Origin of the sequence: Bacillus sp. FSL R5-0603 (assembly GCF_038050295.1) — a bacterium.
GTDB classification, from domain to species: domain Bacteria; phylum Bacillota; class Bacilli; order Bacillales; family Bacillaceae; genus Bacillus; species Bacillus subtilis.
The window spans coordinates 51,031-68,615 of the sequence record NZ_JBBOYP010000001.1; the positions used below are offsets into that span (position 1 = coordinate 51,031).

Consider the following 17,585-nt stretch of genomic DNA (forward strand, 5'->3'; position numbering starts at 1 on the left):
CATTCAATGATAAGAAAAACTTGGACTCAGCGAAAAAAGGCGCTTTCTCAAGGCTCTTTCTTTCATGATGAGGCTTAGTCTATGTGTGGAGTGAGGAACGTGCAATTTCAAATAGGGGATATGGTAGCCAGAAAATCCTATCAGATGGATGTTTTGTTTCGAATTATAGGAATAGAGCAAACAAGCAAAGGAAATTCAATTGCCATTTTGCATGGAGATGAAGTCAGGCTGATTGCTGATTCGGATTTTTCTGATCTGGTGGCAGTGAAAAAGGATGAGCAGATGATGCGGAAAAAGAAAGATGAGAGCAGAATGAATGAGTCGCTCGAATTACTCCGCCAGGATTATAAGCTGCTCAGAGAAAAGCAAGAGTACTATGCGACAAGCCAATATCAGCATCAGGAGCATTATTTCCATATGCCGGGCAAAGTGCTTCATCTGGATGGTGACGAAGCATATCTGAAAAAATGCCTGAATGTCTATAAAAAAATTGGAGTGCCGGTCTATGGCATCCATTGCCATGAAAAGAAAATGTCTGCTTCTATTGAAGAATTGCTCGACAAATATCGACCTGATATCCTGGTGATCACAGGGCATGATGCGTATTCGAAGCAAAAGGGCGGTATTGATGATTTGAATGCGTACAGACATTCTAAGCACTTTGTTGAAACAGTTCAAACAGCCCGAAAAAAGATCCCTCACTTAGATCAGCTTGTTATTTTTGCGGGGGCCTGCCAATCCCATTTTGAATCACTCATCAGAGCGGGTGCGAATTTTGCGAGTTCACCGTCAAGAGTCAATATTCATGCGCTTGATCCGGTATATATCGTCGCGAAGATCAGCTTTACGCCGTTTATGGAACGGATTAATGTATGGGAAGTGCTCCGTAATACGCTGACAAGAGAGAAAGGGCTTGGAGGTATTGAAACAAGAGGAGTTCTGAGAATTGGTATGCCTTATAAGTCCAATTAACAGTTGAAAACCTGCATAGGAGAGCTATGCGGGTTTTTTATTTTACATAATGATACATAATTTACCGAAACTTGCGGAACATAATTGAGGAATCATAGAATTTTGTCAAAATAATTTTATTGACAACGTCTTGTTAACGTTGATATAATTTAAATTTTATTTGACAAAAATGGGCTCGTGTTGTACAATAAATGTAGTGAGGTGGATGCAATGGCGAAGACGTTGTCCGATATTAAAAGATCGCTTGATGGGAATTTAGGTAAAAGGCTGACGTTAAAAGCAAACGGTGGCCGCCGAAAAACGATTGAGCGTTCGGGCATTTTAGCTGAGACGTACCCTTCTGTTTTTGTGATACAACTAGATCAAGACGAGAACTCGTTTGAAAGAGTTTCATACAGTTATGCTGATATTTTGACTGAGACTGTTGAGCTGACATTTAATGATGACGCCGCAAGCTCAGTGGCATTTTAACGGGCAGTGAACCTTTTGTTTACTGCTTTTTGTTTTGCCCTTTTTTGGTTTCCAATAATTTTAACGAAAGTTCCATCTGATTTAACAAAAGATAAAACAGTCACATATTATCGTGACGTGCACGAATGGCTATCACTTCTAAAAAAGGGGTTGTTTCGTTTGGGCAGACGTCGTGGAGTTATGTCAGATGAGTTTAAATATGAGCTTGCTAAAGACCTTGGTTTTTATGACACAGTAAAAAATGGCGGCTGGGGCGAAATTCGGGCTCGCGATGCCGGTAACATGGTAAAGCGCGCTATAGAAATCGCCGAACAGCAAATGGCTCAGAATCAGAATAACCGATAAGGATGTGACCCGGGGGACGTGCTGTTCCCTGGTTTTTTTATTTTGGATATAAATACATAATGGGCTGAATATGGATATGTTCATCCTGTACTTCAAATGTGATACAATGTTCATACTTATGTTTAGATGGAGAAGTAGGTGAAAGCTATGCGTATTTTAGAAAAAGCGCCAGCTAAGATCAATCTGTCACTTGACGTCACCCGAAAACGCCCGGATGGCTATCATGAAGTCGAAATGATCATGACGACAATTGATTTAGCTGATCGAATTGAATTGACGGAGCTTGCAGAGGATGAAGTGAGGGTTTCCTCCCACAACCGATTTGTGCCTGATGACCAAAGAAACTTAGCTTATCAGGCTGCCAAGCTGATCAAGGACAGATACAACGTGAAAAAGGGAGTTTCCATCATGATTACGAAGGTAATTCCGGTGGCTGCCGGTCTTGCCGGCGGAAGCAGTGATGCGGCGGCGACACTCAGAGGGCTGAACAGACTTTGGAATTTAAATCTGTCTGCGGAAACGCTTGCTGAGCTTGGAGCGGAAATTGGCTCTGACGTTTCATTTTGTGTCTATGGCGGAACTGCATTAGCAACAGGGCGCGGCGAGAAAATTAAACATATCAGCACGCCTCCGCACTGCTGGGTCATTTTAGCGAAGCCGACAATCGGTGTTTCAACTGCTGAAGTGTACAGAGCGTTGAAACTGGATGGTATAGAGCATCCCGATGTACAAGGCATGATCGAGGCGATAGAAGAAAAGAGTTTTCAGAAGATGTGCAGCCGTTTAGGCAATGTGCTTGAATCTGTTACGCTCGATATGCATCCTGAAGTTGCGATGATCAAAAACCAGATGAAACGCTTTGGTGCAGATGCCGTGTTAATGAGCGGGAGCGGCCCGACAGTGTTTGGACTGGTTCAGTATGAGTCGAAGGTGCAGAGAATTTATAACGGGTTAAGAGGCTTCTGCGATCAAGTTTATGCGGTGAGAATGATCGGTGAACAGAACGCTCTTGATTAAATCCGTATGTTAAGTTATATTGATCTTAAAATATTCGGATTTTGGGGGTAAGTTCATGAAGTTTCGTCGCAGCGGCAGATTGGTGGACTTAACAAATTATTTGTTAACCCATCCGCACGAGTTAATACCGCTAACCTTTTTCTCTGAGCGGTATGAATCTGCAAAATCATCGATCAGTGAAGATTTAACAATTATTAAACAAACCTTTGAACAGCAGGGGATTGGTACTTTGCTTACTGTTCCTGGAGCTGCCGGAGGCGTTAAATATATTCCGAAAATGAAGCAGGCTGAAGCTGAAGAGTTTGTGCAGACACTTGGACAGTCGCTGGCAAATCCTGAGCGTATCCTTCCGGGCGGTTATGTATATTTAACGGATATCTTAGGAAAGCCATCTGTACTCTCCAAGGTAGGGAAGCTGTTTGCTTCCGTGTTTGCAGAGCGCGAAATTGATGTTGTCATGACCGTTGCCACGAAAGGCATCCCTCTTGCGTATGCAGCTGCAAGCTATTTGAATGTGCCTGTTGTGATCGTTCGTAAAGACAATAAGGTAACAGAGGGCTCCACAGTCAGCATTAATTACGTTTCAGGCTCCTCAAACCGCATTCAAACAATGTCACTTGCGAAAAGAAGCATGAAAACGGGTTCAAACGTACTCATTATTGATGACTTTATGAAAGCTGGCGGCACCATTAATGGTATGATTAACCTGTTGGATGAGTTTAACGCAAATGTGGCAGGAATCGGCGTCTTAGTTGAAGCCGAAGGAGTAGATGAACGTCTTGTTGACGAATATATGTCACTTCTTACTCTTTCAACCATCAACATGAAAGAGAAGTCCATTGAAATTCAGAATGGCAATTTTCTGCGTTTTTTTAAAGACAATCTTTTAAAGAATGGAGAGACAGAATCATGACAAAAGCAGTCCACACAAAACATGCCCCAGCGGCAATCGGGCCTTATTCACAAGGGATTATCGTCAACAATATGTTTTACAGCTCAGGCCAAATCCCTTTGACTCCTTCAGGCGAAATGGTGAACGGCGATATTAAGGAGCAGACTCATCAAGTATTCAGCAATTTAAAGGCGGTTCTGGAAGAAGCGGGTGCTTCTTTTGAAACAGTTGTAAAAGCAACTGTATTTATCGCGGATATGGAACAGTTTGCGGAAGTAAACGAAGTGTACGGACAATACTTTGACACTCACAAACCGGCGAGATCTTGTGTTGAAGTCGCGAGACTCCCGAAGGATGCGTTAGTCGAGATTGAAGTTATTGCACTGGTGAAATAATAAGAAAAGTGATTCTGGGAGAGCCCGGGATCACTTTTTTATTTACCTTATGCCCGAAATGAAAGCTTTATGACCTAATTGTGTAACTATATCCTATTTTTTCAAAAAATATTTTAAAAACGAGCAGGATTTCAGAAAAAATCGTGGAATTGATACACTAATGCTTTTATATAGGGAAAAGGTGGTGAACTACTGTGGAAGTTACTGACGTAAGATTACGCCGCGTGAATACCGATGGTCGCATGAGAGCGATTGCATCCATCACGCTGGATCACGAATTTGTTGTACATGATATTCGTGTGATTGATGGAAACAATGGTCTTTTCGTTGCGATGCCGAGTAAACGCACCCCTGATGGAGAGTTCCGCGATATTGCTCATCCTATTAATTCAAGCACGCGAGGAAAGATTCAAGATGCCGTGTTAAATGAGTATCATCGTCTGGGTGACACTGAAGCATTAGAATTCGAAGAAGCTGGAGCTTCTTAAAAAATAACCAAAAAGCAAGGACTGCTGAAAGGGCTGACATAAGCCTTTTGCCGGCGGTCCTTTTTTAATTCTGATTTTTCAAACTTAGTTGCACTCAATAGAAAATTCTTGCACTTCATGAAGTCTCCTTGAAATCAGAAGATATTTAGGATATATTTTTCTATGGATAAAAGGGATATTGGAGGCCAATAAATGGATAAGCGGTTTGCAGTTGTTTTAGCGGCTGGACAAGGAACGAGAATGAAATCGAAGCTTTATAAAGTCCTTCATCCAGTTTGCGGTAAGCCTATGGTAGAGCACGTCGTGGACGAAGCCTTAAAATTATCTTTATCAAAGCTTGTCACGATTGTCGGACATGGTGCGGAAGAAGTGAAAAAGCAGCTTGGTGATAAAAGCGAGTACGCGCTTCAAGCAGAACAGCTTGGCACTGCTCATGCTGTAAAACAGGCACAGCCATTTCTTGCTGACGAAAAAGGCGTCACAATTGTCATTTGCGGAGATACGCCGCTTTTGACAGCAGAGACGATGGAACAGATGCTGAAAGAACATACACAAAGAGAAGCAAAAGCTACGATTTTAACTGCGGTTGCAGAAGATCCAACCGGATACGGCCGCATTATTCGCAGCGAAAACGGAGCGGTTCAAAAAATCGTTGAGCATAAGGACGCCTCTGAAGAAGAACGTCTTGTAACTGAGATCAACACCGGTACGTATTGTTTTGACAATGAAGCGCTATTTCGGGCTATTGATCAGGTGTCTAATGATAATGCCCAAGGCGAGTATTATTTGCCGGATGTCATAGAGATTCTTAAAAATGAAGGCGAAACTGTTGCCGCTTACCAGACTGGTAATTTCCAAGAAACGCTCGGAGTTAATGATAGAGTTGCTCTTTCTCAGGCAGAACAATTTATGAAAGAGCGTATTAATAAACGGCATATGCAAAATGGCGTGACGTTGATTGACCCGATGAATACGTATATTTCTCCTGACGCTGTTATCGGAAGCGATACTGTGATTTACCCTGGAACTGTGATTAAAGGTGAGGTGCAAATCGGAGAAGATACGATTATTGGCCCTCATACGGAGATTATGAATAGTGCCATTGGCAGCCGTACGGTTATTAAACAATCGGTAGTCAATCACAGTAAAGTGGGGAATGATGTAAACATAGGACCTTTTGCTCACATCAGACCTGATTCTGTCATCGGGAATGAAGTGAAGATCGGGAATTTTGTAGAAATTAAAAAGACTCAATTCGGAGACCGAAGCAAGGCATCTCATCTAAGCTATGTCGGCGATGCTGAGGTAGGCACTGATGTAAACCTGGGCTGCGGTTCAATTACTGTCAATTATGATGGAAAGAATAAGTATTTGACAAAAATTGAAGATGGCGCGTTTATCGGCTGCAATTCCAACTTGGTTGCCCCTGTCACAGTCGGAGAAGGCGCTTATGTGGCGGCAGGTTCAACTGTTACGGAAGATGTACCTGGAAAAGCACTTGCTATTGCCAGAGCGAGACAAGTAAATAAAGACGATTATGTGAAAAATATTCATAAAAAATAATCCTAAATTCGGAGGTTTATCCATGTCTAATCAATACGGAGATAAGAATTTAAAGATTTTTTCTTTGAATTCGAATCCAGAGCTTGCAAAAGAAATCGCAGATATAGTTGGAGTTCAATTAGGGAAATGTTCTGTCACAAGATTTAGTGACGGGGAAGTCCAAATTAATATCGAAGAAAGTATTCGCGGATGTGATTGTTACATCATCCAGTCTACAAGTGACCCCGTTAACGAGCATATTATGGAACTGCTGATTATGGTAGATGCGTTAAAACGCGCTTCTGCAAAAACGATTAACATTGTTATTCCTTATTACGGTTATGCGCGTCAAGACAGAAAAGCAAGATCCCGTGAGCCAATCACAGCTAAACTTTTCGCTAACCTGCTTGAAACAGCCGGTGCGACTCGTGTGATTGCACTTGACCTGCATGCGCCGCAAATTCAAGGATTCTTTGATATACCGATTGACCACTTAATGGGTGTTCCGATTTTAGGAGAATATTTTGAAGGCAAAAATCTTGAAGATATCGTCATTGTTTCACCAGACCATGGCGGTGTGACACGTGCCCGCAAACTGGCTGACCGGCTAAAAGCGCCAATTGCGATTATCGATAAACGCCGTCCGCGTCCAAACGTGGCGGAAGTCATGAATATTGTAGGTAACATCGAAGGGAAGACTGCTATCCTCATCGATGACATTATTGATACTGCAGGTACGATTACACTTGCTGCTAATGCGCTCGTTGAAAACGGAGCGAAAGAAGTATATGCATGCTGTACACACCCTGTACTATCAGGCCCTGCGGTTGAACGGATTAATAATTCAACAATTAAAGAGCTTGTTGTGACAAACAGCATCAAGCTTCCTGAAGAAAAGAAAATTGAACGCTTTAAGCAGCTTTCAGTCGGACCGCTTCTGGCCGAAGCGATTATTCGCGTTCATGAGCAGCAATCAGTCAGCTATCTGTTCAGCTAAACCATTTTTCGAGGTTTAAATCCTTATCGTTATGGGTATTGTTTGTAATAGGACAACTAAAACGACAATAGGATGGTGCTGAATATGGCAACTTTAACGGCAAAAGAAAGAACGGACTTTACTCGTTCGTCTCTTCGGAATATCCGTACTTCAGGACATGTTCCAGGTATCATATATGGGAAGGATACGGGCAACAAACCTGTGTCATTAGACAGTGTGGAGCTCATCAAAACGCTTAGGGACGAAGGCAAAAATGCAGTCATTACGCTTGAGGTCGGCGGAGAAAAACACTCAGTCATGGTAACAGACTTGCAGACGGACCCGCTGAAAAATGAAGTCACTCATGCTGATTTTCAAGTAGTTAATATGAGTGAGGACATTGAAGTGGAAGTTCCGATTCATCTGACCGGAGAAGCCATTGGAGTGAAAAACGGAGGCGTACTGCAGCAGCCGTTATATGCACTTACTGTAAAGGCCAAGCCAAAAGCCATTCCGCAAACGATTGAGGCTGATATTTCAAGCCTCGATGTAAATGAAGTACTGACGATTGCGGATTTGCCTGCTGGCGGTGACTACTCCTTTAATCATGAATCAGATGAGGTTGTGGCTTCAATCCTTCCTCCGCAGCAGCAGGAAGCAGCTGAGGTCGATGAAGAGGAATCTGCCGATGCTCAGCCAGAAGGTGAAAACGAACAATAATAGCTTAAGGCGTAACCCTCCCGCGGTTACGTCTTTTGTGCTAGAATGAGAAGAATTATAGCCCGTTTATGAAGACGGGAGTTATGTGACTAAGGGAGGATTCGCCATGCTTGTGATTGCCGGTCTCGGAAACCCGGGGAAGAACTATGAAAATACACGGCATAATGTCGGATTTATGGTGATAGATCAGCTTGCAAAGGAATGGAATATAGAGCTGAATCAAAATAAATTTAACGGATTATACGGAACCGGATTTGTTTCCGGCAAAAAGGTTCTACTTGTTAAACCGCTTACATATATGAACTTATCAGGAGAATGTTTGCGGCCTTTAATGGACTACTATGATGTCGATAACGAAGATTTGACAGTCATTTACGACGACCTTGACCTTCCGACTGGCAAGATCCGTTTAAGAACGAAAGGAAGCGCCGGAGGGCACAATGGCATCAAATCACTGATCCAGCATCTTGGAACATCCGAGTTTGACCGTATCCGCATCGGAATCGGCCGGCCTGTAAACGGCATGAAGGTCGTTGATTATGTGTTAGGCTCCTTTACCAAGGAGGAGGCACCTGAGATCGAAGAAGCGGTTGATAAATCTGTGAAGGCTTGTGAGGCTTCTTTGAGTAAACCGTTTTTAGAAGTCATGAACGAATTTAACGCAAAGGTATAAAATGTAACAACAAAGTCCATACTACACCAAAATGACTTTTTCATCAGGAGGTCCCTTGTATGGCTTTGCATTATTATTGTCGTCATTGCGGAGTGAAAGTAGGCAGTCTCGAATCTTCAATGGTATCGACAGACTCACTTGGATTTCAGCACTTAACAAATGAGGAAAGAAACGATATGATTTCTTATAAAGAAAATGGAGATGTCCATGTTTTGACGATATGTGAAGATTGCCAAGAGGCGCTTGACCGAAATCCGCATTACCACGAATATCACACATTTATTCAATAAAAAGCTTTGGTGTAGACACTAGACCAAAGCGTTTTTCTGTTCTCGCAGGAAACAGAGAGGAGGGGCCATATGGACAACATTCAAACCTTTATAAAAGAAAGCGATGACTTTAAATCCATCATCAACGGTTTACACGAGGGCCTGAAGGAACAGCTGCTCGCGGGTCTGTCGGGTTCCGCGCGTTCTGTTTTTACTTCTGCTCTGGCTAATGAAACGAATAAGCCTATCTTTCTCATCACCCATAACTTATATCAAGCCCAGAAAGTAACAGATGATCTGACTTCACTTCTAGAGGATCGGTCTGTCCTTTTGTACCCCGTCAATGAACTCATTTCATCAGAAATCGCAGTTGCAAGCCCTGAATTGCGGGCGCAGCGATTAGATGTCATTAATAGACTAACGAATGGAGAAGCGCCAATTGTCGTTGCTCCGGTAGCGGCAATCAGAAGAATGCTGCCGCCTGTTGAGGTGTGGAAAAGCAGCCAGATGCTCATTCAAGTAGGCCATGATATCGAACCTGACCAGCTTGCCTCACGGCTAGTAGAGGTAGGGTATGAGCGGTCTGATATGGTTTCTGCGCCCGGGGAATTCAGTATTCGCGGGGGAATCATTGATATTTATCCGTTGACTTCAGAGAATCCGGTGAGAATTGAACTTTTTGACACCGAGGTGGATTCAATCCGCAGCTTTAATTCAGATGATCAGCGGTCAATTGAGACCCTTACCTCGATCAATATCGGTCCCGCGAAGGAATTAATTATCAGACCGGAAGAAAAAGCGCGGGCGATGGAGAAAATCGATAGTGGTCTTGCCGCGAGCCTGAAAAAATTAAAGGCTGACAAACAAAAAGAAATACTTCATGCGAATATTTCTCATGATAAAGAACGCTTGTCTGAAGGCCAGACAGATCAGGAGCTCGTGAAGTATCTCTCATATTTCTATGAAAAGCCTGCTAGTTTACTAGATTATACACCTGATAATACACTTCTGATTTTGGATGAAGTCAGTCGGATTCATGAGATGGAAGAACAGCTTCAAAAAGAAGAAGCGGAGTTTATAACAAATCTTCTTGAGGAAGGGAAGATTTTGCATGACATTCGTTTGTCATTCAGCTTCCAAAAAATAGTGGCTGAGCAAAAACGGCCTCTGCTGTACTACTCTTTATTTTTGCGGCATGTACACCATACGAGCCCGCAAAATATCGTCAATGTGTCAGGCCGGCAAATGCAGAGTTTCCATGGCCAAATGAACGTACTTGCGGGCGAAATGGAGCGTTTTAAAAAATCAAATTTCACTGTTGTGTTCTTAGGAGCAAACAAGGAACGTACACAGAAATTGTCATCTGTTTTGGCTGATTATGATATCGAGGCTGCCACGACAGACAGCAAAAAAGCGCTTGTTCAGGGACAGGTCTATATCATGGAAGGCGAGCTCCAATCGGGATTTGAGCTGCCGTTAATGAAGCTTGCCGTTATCACGGAAGAAGAACTGTTCAAAAACCGTGTAAAGAAGAAGCCGCGAAAACAGAAGCTTACCAATGCAGAGCGCATCAAAAGTTATTCTGAGCTTCAAATTGGAGATTATGTCGTTCATATTAATCACGGGATCGGAAAATACCTGGGGATCGAAACTCTTGAAATCAACGGCATTCATAAAGACTATTTAAATATACATTATCAGGGCAGTGACAAGCTTTACGTTCCTGTAGAACAAATTGATCAGGTGCAAAAATATGTCGGCTCCGAAGGAAAAGAGCCAAAGCTGTATAAATTAGGCGGTAGTGAATGGAAGCGGGTCAAGAAAAAAGTAGAGACATCCGTTCAGGATATTGCTGATGACTTAATTAAGCTGTATGCCGAAAGAGAAGCGAGCAAGGGCTATGCGTTTTCTCCTGACCATGAGATGCAGCGTGAATTCGAATCGGCTTTCCCTTATCAAGAGACTGAGGATCAGCTCCGTTCTATTCACGAAATCAAAAAAGACATGGAAAGAGAACGTCCGATGGACCGCTTGCTGTGCGGAGATGTGGGCTACGGTAAAACAGAGGTTGCCATACGTGCCGCGTTTAAGGCGATCGGTGACGGAAAGCAGGTAGCTCTGCTCGTTCCGACAACAATTTTGGCACAGCAGCACTATGAAACCATAAAAGAGCGCTTCCAGGACTATCCGATTAATATCGGCCTTCTCAGCAGGTTCAGAACGAGAAAAGAAGCAAACGAAACAATCAAAGGGCTGAAAAACGGAACGGTTGATATCGTCATCGGGACGCATCGGCTTTTATCAAAGGATGTCGTGTATAAAGACTTAGGGCTCCTCATCATTGATGAAGAGCAGCGTTTCGGTGTAACCCATAAAGAAAAAATCAAGCAAATAAAAGCCAATGTTGATGTATTAACGTTAACTGCAACGCCGATTCCGCGTACGCTGCATATGTCTATGCTTGGCGTAAGGGATCTTTCAGTCATCGAGACTCCGCCGGAAAATCGCTTCCCCGTACAGACGTATGTTGTGGAATATAACGGCGCTCTTGTCAGAGAGGCGATTGAACGTGAGCTTGCACGCGGAGGCCAGGTCTATTTCTTGTACAACCGGGTAGAGGACATTGAGCGGAAAGCGGATGAAATTTCAATGCTAGTCCCTGACGCGAAGGTAGCATATGCGCATGGGAAAATGACAGAAAATGAATTAGAAACCGTTATGCTAAGTTTTCTTGAAGGAGAATCAGACGTTCTCGTCAGCACAACCATTATCGAAACTGGCGTGGACATCCCGAACGTCAATACGCTGATCGTATTTGACGCTGACAAGATGGGTCTTTCTCAGCTTTACCAGCTGCGGGGGCGTGTCGGTCGTTCTAACCGTGTGGCGTATGCGTACTTCACGTATCGCCGGGATAAAGTGCTGACAGAAGTGGCTGAAAAAAGGCTGCAGGCTATTAAAGAATTCACAGAGCTAGGTTCCGGTTTTAAAATCGCAATGCGTGACTTAACGATTCGCGGAGCCGGGAATCTTCTTGGTGCCCAGCAGCATGGCTTCATCGATTCGGTCGGATTTGACCTCTATTCACAAATGCTGAAGGAGGCCATTGAGGAGCGTAAAGGAGACACAGCGAAGACAGAGCAGTTTGAAACAGAAATTGATGTCGAGCTTGATGCGTATATTCCGGAAACTTATATTCAAGACGGCAAACAGAAAATTGATATGTATAAACGCTTCAGGTCTGTGGCGACAATCGAAGAGAAGAATGAGCTTCAAGATGAAATGATCGACCGCTTTGGAAACTATCCAAAAGAAGTCGAATACTTGTTTACTGTTGCAGAAATGAAGGTCTATGCGAGACAGGAACGTGTCGAGCTGATTAAGCAGGATAAAGATGCTGTCAGATTGACAATTTCTGAAGAAGCAAGTGCTGAAATTGACGGGCAGAAGCTGTTTGAGCTTGGCAATCAATATGGCAGACAAATCGGACTGGGAATGGAAGGGAAAAAACTCAAAATCTCCATACAGACGAAAGGCCGTAGTGCTGATGAATGGCTCGACACCGTGCTGGGCATGCTGAAGGGCTTAAAAGATGTGAAAAAGCAAACCATTTCATCAACGTAAATTTTGTTACTCTCTGGTGTATATTACATTTGATGTGACGGATACTAATTTCAAGCGAGGCGGAAGGTACATAAAGTAACTGCTTTAGGTCTTTCCCACATGTATATACCATCAAATGAAAGAGAGGCACCAGAGATGAAAGCAACCGGTATCGTACGTCGTATTGATGACTTAGGTCGGGTCGTGATTCCTAAAGAAATTCGAAGAACTCTGAGAATCAGGGAAGGCGATCCGCTTGAGATTTTTGTAGATCGTGACGGAGAAGTGATTTTGAAAAAGTACTCTCCGATCAGTGAGCTTGGAGACTTTGCAAAGGAGTATGCAGACGCGCTTTACGACAGCCTCGGCCATTCAGTGCTGATTTGTGATCGTGATGTATATATTGCCGTGTCCGGCAGCTCCAAAAAAGATTACTTAAACAAGTCAATCAGCGAAATGCTGGAAAGAACAATGGATCAGCGCAGCTCCGTGCTTGAGAGTGATGCGAAATCAGTACAGCTTGTGAATGGAATTGATGAGGACATGAATTCTTATACTGTCGGCCCAATTGTGGCGAACGGTGATCCGATAGGTGCTGTGGTAATCTTTTCAAAAGATCAGACAATGGGCGAAGTAGAGCATAAAGCCGTTGAAACAGCAGCTGGATTTTTGGCTCGTCAAATGGAACAGTAGGTCTTATTCCTTTCTTCGAAAATAGGTATGTAAAGAACAGCTCTCCTTGGGACGCTGTTCTTTTTCATGCGTGCCGAAAAAGGAATCCAAGGGTTGGGATGTGGTATAATAACCTCGTTTTTATTTGTGCCGCGGTAATACGTGAACCGTATTGCCCCTGACGTTGGGAAGGAGCTTTTGGATGGACGATTCAATAGGCGTTAAACGGCATTGGATTTGGCAGGGGGCTTTTGTTTTAATTCTGGCAGGCGTCATCACAAAAATTTTAAGCGCTGTTTACAGAGTCCCGTTTCAAAACATTGTCGGCGATGTTGGATTTTATATATATCAGCAGGTATATCCCTTTCTTGGTATTGCGGTCATGCTGTCCACATCAGGATTTCCAGTCATTATTTCAAAGTTGATGAATGATTATAGTGAAAAAAATCATCACACCATATTAAAAATATCAGCATTATTTTTGTCTTTAATCGGTATTTTATTATTTCTTTGTTTATATCTGGGTGCTGTTCCTATTGCACTCTTTATGGGAGATTCGCATCTAGCCGTGTTAATTCAAGTGGCCGCATGCGCGTTTCTGCTTTTCCCATTTGTCGCGTTGCTTAGAGGCGGTTTTCAGGGGCGGCACGAAATGCTCCCTTCAGCCTTATCACAGATGACAGAGCAGTTTCTGCGTGTTGCGGTGCTCTTGGGTTTATCATTTTGGCTCGTGAAAAAGGGAGCCTCGCTTTATACTGCGGGAGCGGCAGCCGCTTCAGGCTCTCTTGCCGGAAGTTTGGTTGCATTGGTGATACTGGGGTTTTTTTGGTTCAAAACGAAAAGAGACAACCAAACGGATAGGCAAAACGAAAATGTCATCACAACAAAAGAATTGACGAAAAAACTGCTTTTATATTCGGCTACAATCTGTGTAAGCAGTTTGCTGCTTTTGTTTATCCAGCTTGTTGATGCTTTGAATTTATATGCATTGCTTTCGGATGGTGAGGCAAGCGAAGAAGCAAAACGCCTAAAGGGGATCTATGATCGGGGACAACCGTTGCTGCAACTCGGTTCAATTTTCGCGGTAAGCATTGCGACGTCACTCGTTCCGTATATTTCTAAGGCTGTAAAAAACAAAGAGCTGAAGATCATGAAAGAAAAAATCACGTCATCTTTGAAACTATGCCTTGTGCTCGGTACAGGCGCATCGGCTGGGTTGATTTGCATTCTTAAGCCGGTGAATATCATGCTGTTTCAAAATGGAGAAGGCACAGGTGCGTTACAAGTATTTAGCTGCTCCATTTTATTTGCATCCTTGGCGGTAACGGCAGCGGCAGTCTTACAGGGAGCGGGATACACAGTTTTTCCTGCGATAGCGGTGGGCGCGGGTGTTGCAGTGAAATGGGTGTTAAACACTCTTTTGGTTCCGCGCTATGGGATTGAAGGCGCATCGCTTGCGACAGCGGCTTCCTTTGCGGCTGTCGCCGGCCTTAACTTGTATCAGCTTCGGCAAAAGGAATGGCTCGATAAGCTTAGAGGCGTTTTGATTCCGATTATTGGATCTGCTCTTTTGATGTCAGCTGTTTTGCTTGCGTATACGCGTCTATGGACTTTCTTGTTTCCTGCAACAGGAAGAGGAGTGGCTGTGATTGAGAGCCTTTCTGCTGTTGCCATTGGTGGCGCGGTGTTTATTTATTGTATGATGAGATTGGGAATATTTACAGATGAAGAGCTGAACAGTGTGCCATTCGGCAGCAAGTTAAGCAAATTCATGAGAAGGAGAGAACAAAATGGCGGGTAAAATTACAGTCGTGGGACTTGGTGCCGGAGACATGGACCAGTTGACAATTGGTATACACAAGCTGCTGACGAAGGCAGATACGCTGTATGTCAGAACCAAGGATCATCCTTTAATTGAGGAGCTTGAAAAAGAAACGAAGAACATCCGTTTCTTTGATGATATATATGAGAAACATGATCAGTTCGAGGCGGTATATGAAGAAATTGCTGATATCCTCTTTGAAGCGGCGCGGCGTGAGGACGTGGTTTATGCTGTGCCGGGACACCCTTTTGTCGCAGAAAAAACAGTTCAGCTGCTGACGGAGCGGCAGGAAAAGGAAAACGTTCAAGTGAAAGTCGCGGGGGGACAAAGTTTCCTTGATGCCACATTCAATGCCTTGCAAATTGACCCGATTGAAGGTTTTCAATTTGTGGATGCCGGCACATTGTCCGCGGATGAGCTTGAGCTCAGACATCATCTGATCATATGTCAGGTTTACGACCAAATGACGGCTTCTGAAGTCAAGCTGACATTGATGGAGAAGCTGCCTGATGATTATGAGGTCGTCATTGTGACTGCAGCAGGCAGCCGTGGCGAGGAGATCAGGACAGTGCCATTATTTGAGCTGGACCGCAATGTCGCCTTGAACAACTTAACAAGTGTGTATATTCCGCCGATTAAAGAAGAGAAGCTGCTTTATCACGAATTCTCCACGTTCCGAAGCATCATCAGAGAGCTTCGCGGACCTAATGGATGTCCGTGGGATAAAAAGCAGACGCATCAGTCATTAAAACAGTACACGATTGAAGAATGTTATGAGCTTCTCGAAGCTATTGACGAAGAAGACACAGACCATATGATCGAAGAGCTTGGCGACGTTTTGCTTCAGGTCTTGCTTCACGCGCAAATTGGTGAAGATGAAGGTTATTTCACAATTGATGATGTCATAAAAGGAATCAGTGAAAAAATGGTCCGAAGACATCCCCATGTGTTTAAAGATGTTAAGGTTCAGGATGAAAACGATGTTTTGGCAAATTGGGAAGACATAAAAAAAGCCGAAAAAAACACATCCGAATCATCCTTATTAGACAGCGTGCCGAAAACTCTTCCAGCTCTTTCGAAAGCCGCTAAACTGCAGAAAAAAGCAGCGAAGGTCGGTTTTGACTGGGAAGACGTCAGCGATATTTGGGAAAAGGTAAGTGAGGAAATGAAGGAATTTTCTTCTGAGGTTTCTGAAGCTCCTCACGAACACAATCTTAAAGCTGAGTTTGGCGACATTTTGTTCGCGCTGGTGAATGTAGCCCGCTTCTACAAAATAGAGCCAGAGGAAGCGCTGACCATGACTAATGACAAATTCCGGAGACGGTTCTCGTACATTGAGGAAACAGCGAAGGAAGAGGGAGTCGAGTTGGCTGATATGTCCCTTGAGGACATGGACAAACTGTGGAATGAAGCGAAAGAAACTGAGAGGAGATCATAGATATGAGATTAGATAAATTTTTGAAAGTATCACGGCTGATCAAACGGCGTACACTAGCGAAGGAAGTAGCTGACCAAGGACGAATCTCTATTAACGGAAACCAAGCTAAAGCAAGCTCTGACGTAAAACCGGGAGATGAACTAACGGTCCGCTTCGGCCAAAAGCTTGTAACGGTTCAGGTTAATGAATTGAAAGACACGACGAAAAAAGAAGAAGCTGCAAACATGTACACGATTCTAAAAGAAGAAAAACTCGGCGAATAGGCTTGTTCTAAAAAAATCCCCCACCTCATACAATGCAGTAATAATGCTAAAAGTATCGAGGATATGGGGGCTGAATAGATGAATTCATATTATGATCAAAAAGGTTCTTCGTCTGTTCCGGAACAGCATGATGTGACAATGAAAGGCCGGAAGCATTTAGATATTTCTGGGGTTAAGCATGTGGAGAGTTTTGATAACGAAGAATTCCTGCTGGAAACGGTGATGGGAATGCTCTCCGTCAGAGGCCAAAACCTGCAGATGAAAAATCTTGATGTGGAAAAAGGGATTGTTTCGATAAAAGGCAGGGTATTTGATTTAGTATACTTAGACGAACAACAAGGGGATAAAGCTAAAGGGTTTTTTAGCAAGTTGTTTAAATGACGCTGACGACACAATTCTATACAATGCTGGCGATGTCCGGTATGGGTCTCTGGCTTGGTGCTTCGCTTGATACATACCGGCTCTTTGTCATTCGTGCCAAAACAGCCAGATGGCTATTATTTATTCATGATATTCTTTTCTGGATTGTGCAAGGGCTGCTTTTCTTTTATGTCTTGCTTCATGTAAATGAGGGAGAATTCAGGATTTACATCTTTTTAGCGGTTCTGCTGGGCGTTGCGACGTATCAGAGCCTTTGCAAACGAATCTATATAAAAATACTGAAATTCTTCATTTACCTTGTTGTTTCTGTTTATCAATTCTTCAAAAAACTCATTCAGCACGTGTTATTTCGTCCTATTGTATGGACATGCGGAGCGATCATCTGGCTGGCGGCATTTTTATTCAAGAAAACATACAGCCTGATAGGTTTTCTCCTGCTGTGTCTATATAAAATAGTCATGGTTCTGTGTTTTCCGATCCGTTTTATCGCGAAACAATGTTTGAAACTTCTTCCTGTGAAAATGCGTCTAACTTTTAGACGTTATTTTGAAAAAGGTGCAGGATTTCTCAAAAAGAAGAAGAAACTATTGATAACCATAAGAACGACCATTACACGGTTTTTGAAGAAATGAAAGGAGGACCGTCT

19 protein-coding genes are annotated in these 17,585 nt (G+C 43.3%); all 19 read left to right on the forward strand.

Features of this window, described 5'->3' with window-relative positions:
• The first annotated feature begins 99 nt into the window (after positions 1-99).
• Complete coding sequence (gene prtG / locus NYE56_RS00275; RefSeq protein WP_014475574.1) at positions 100-972, forward strand: sporulation-specific protease PrtG; 873 nt, start codon at positions 100-102, stop codon at positions 970-972.
• Positions 973-1,182: 210 nt separating this feature from the next.
• A complete protein-coding gene (gene veg / locus NYE56_RS00280; RefSeq protein WP_003218330.1) occupies positions 1,183-1,443 on the forward strand; it encodes a biofilm formation stimulator Veg in 261 nt (86 codons plus the stop codon).
• 159 nt (positions 1,444-1,602) lie between these two features.
• Positions 1,603-1,788 (forward strand): small, acid-soluble spore protein, alpha/beta type, encoded by a 186-nt coding sequence (locus NYE56_RS00285; RefSeq protein WP_003218333.1) that lies wholly within the window; start codon positions 1,603-1,605, stop codon positions 1,786-1,788.
• A 147-nt stretch (positions 1,789-1,935) separates the two neighbouring features.
• Positions 1,936-2,805 (forward strand): 4-(cytidine 5'-diphospho)-2-C-methyl-D-erythritol kinase, encoded by an 870-nt coding sequence (ispE, locus tag NYE56_RS00290; RefSeq protein ID WP_003226742.1) that lies wholly within the window; start codon positions 1,936-1,938, stop codon positions 2,803-2,805.
• A 55-nt stretch (positions 2,806-2,860) separates the two neighbouring features.
• The gene (gene purR / locus NYE56_RS00295) at positions 2,861-3,718 is read left to right on the forward strand and encodes a pur operon repressor (RefSeq protein WP_003218342.1); all 858 of its coding nucleotides are present in this window, start codon (positions 2,861-2,863) and stop codon (positions 3,716-3,718) included.
• Positions 3,715-4,092, forward strand: coding sequence for a 2-iminobutanoate/2-iminopropanoate deaminase (gene ridA / locus NYE56_RS00300; RefSeq protein ID WP_003226738.1), 378 nt, complete (start codon positions 3,715-3,717; stop codon positions 4,090-4,092). Before purR ends, ridA begins: the two co-directional genes overlap by 4 nt.
• A 194-nt stretch (positions 4,093-4,286) precedes the next feature.
• Positions 4,287-4,580: a septation regulator SpoVG gene (spoVG, locus tag NYE56_RS00305; RefSeq protein WP_003218346.1), complete on the forward strand. Its 294-nt coding sequence runs from the start codon at positions 4,287-4,289 to the stop codon at positions 4,578-4,580.
• 192 nt (positions 4,581-4,772) lie between these two features.
• The gene (glmU, locus tag NYE56_RS00310; protein ID WP_015382564.1) at positions 4,773-6,143 is read left to right on the forward strand and encodes a bifunctional UDP-N-acetylglucosamine diphosphorylase/glucosamine-1-phosphate N-acetyltransferase GlmU; all 1,371 of its coding nucleotides are present in this window, start codon (positions 4,773-4,775) and stop codon (positions 6,141-6,143) included.
• A 22-nt stretch (positions 6,144-6,165) separates the two neighbouring features.
• Positions 6,166-7,119, forward strand: a complete 954-nt coding sequence (locus NYE56_RS00315) for a ribose-phosphate diphosphokinase (RefSeq protein ID WP_003218353.1) — start codon at positions 6,166-6,168, stop codon at positions 7,117-7,119.
• Positions 7,120-7,203: 84 nt separating this feature from the next.
• The gene (locus NYE56_RS00320; RefSeq protein ID WP_122895838.1) at positions 7,204-7,818 is read left to right on the forward strand and encodes a 50S ribosomal protein L25/general stress protein Ctc; all 615 of its coding nucleotides are present in this window, start codon (positions 7,204-7,206) and stop codon (positions 7,816-7,818) included.
• A 106-nt stretch (positions 7,819-7,924) separates the two neighbouring features.
• Positions 7,925-8,491, forward strand: coding sequence for an aminoacyl-tRNA hydrolase (gene pth / locus NYE56_RS00325; RefSeq protein WP_003226727.1), 567 nt, complete (start codon positions 7,925-7,927; stop codon positions 8,489-8,491).
• 59 nt (positions 8,492-8,550) lie between these two features.
• On the forward strand, positions 8,551-8,781 hold the full coding sequence (fin, locus tag NYE56_RS00330) for an anti-sigma-F factor Fin (RefSeq protein WP_003243417.1): 231 nt from the start codon (positions 8,551-8,553) through the stop codon (positions 8,779-8,781).
• Positions 8,782-8,850: 69 nt separating this feature from the next.
• A complete protein-coding gene (gene mfd, locus NYE56_RS00335; RefSeq protein WP_341283297.1) occupies positions 8,851-12,384 on the forward strand; it encodes a transcription-repair coupling factor in 3,534 nt (1,177 codons plus the stop codon).
• A gap of 135 nt (positions 12,385-12,519) precedes the next feature.
• On the forward strand, positions 12,520-13,056 hold the full coding sequence (spoVT, locus tag NYE56_RS00340; RefSeq protein ID WP_003218365.1) for a stage V sporulation protein T: 537 nt from the start codon (positions 12,520-12,522) through the stop codon (positions 13,054-13,056).
• Between the two features lie 181 nt (positions 13,057-13,237).
• Entirely contained in the window at positions 13,238-14,836 is a 1,599-nt protein-coding gene (locus tag NYE56_RS00345; RefSeq protein ID WP_341283298.1) for a putative polysaccharide biosynthesis protein, read from the forward strand.
• Complete coding sequence (gene mazG / locus NYE56_RS00350; protein WP_341283299.1) at positions 14,826-16,295, forward strand: nucleoside triphosphate pyrophosphohydrolase; 1,470 nt, start codon at positions 14,826-14,828, stop codon at positions 16,293-16,295. The genes NYE56_RS00345 and mazG overlap by 11 nt, the downstream gene beginning before the upstream one ends.
• 2 nt (positions 16,296-16,297) lie before the next feature.
• Complete coding sequence (locus tag NYE56_RS00355) at positions 16,298-16,558, forward strand: RNA-binding S4 domain-containing protein (RefSeq protein WP_003226716.1); 261 nt, start codon at positions 16,298-16,300, stop codon at positions 16,556-16,558.
• A 78-nt stretch (positions 16,559-16,636) separates the two neighbouring features.
• Positions 16,637-16,939: a sporulation protein YabP gene (gene yabP / locus NYE56_RS00360; protein ID WP_003226714.1), complete on the forward strand. Its 303-nt coding sequence runs from the start codon at positions 16,637-16,639 to the stop codon at positions 16,937-16,939.
• Entirely contained in the window at positions 16,936-17,571 is a 636-nt protein-coding gene (yabQ, locus tag NYE56_RS00365) for a spore cortex biosynthesis protein YabQ (protein WP_021479720.1), read from the forward strand. The genes yabP and yabQ overlap by 4 nt, the downstream gene beginning before the upstream one ends.
• Positions 17,572-17,585 lie beyond the last annotated feature (14 nt).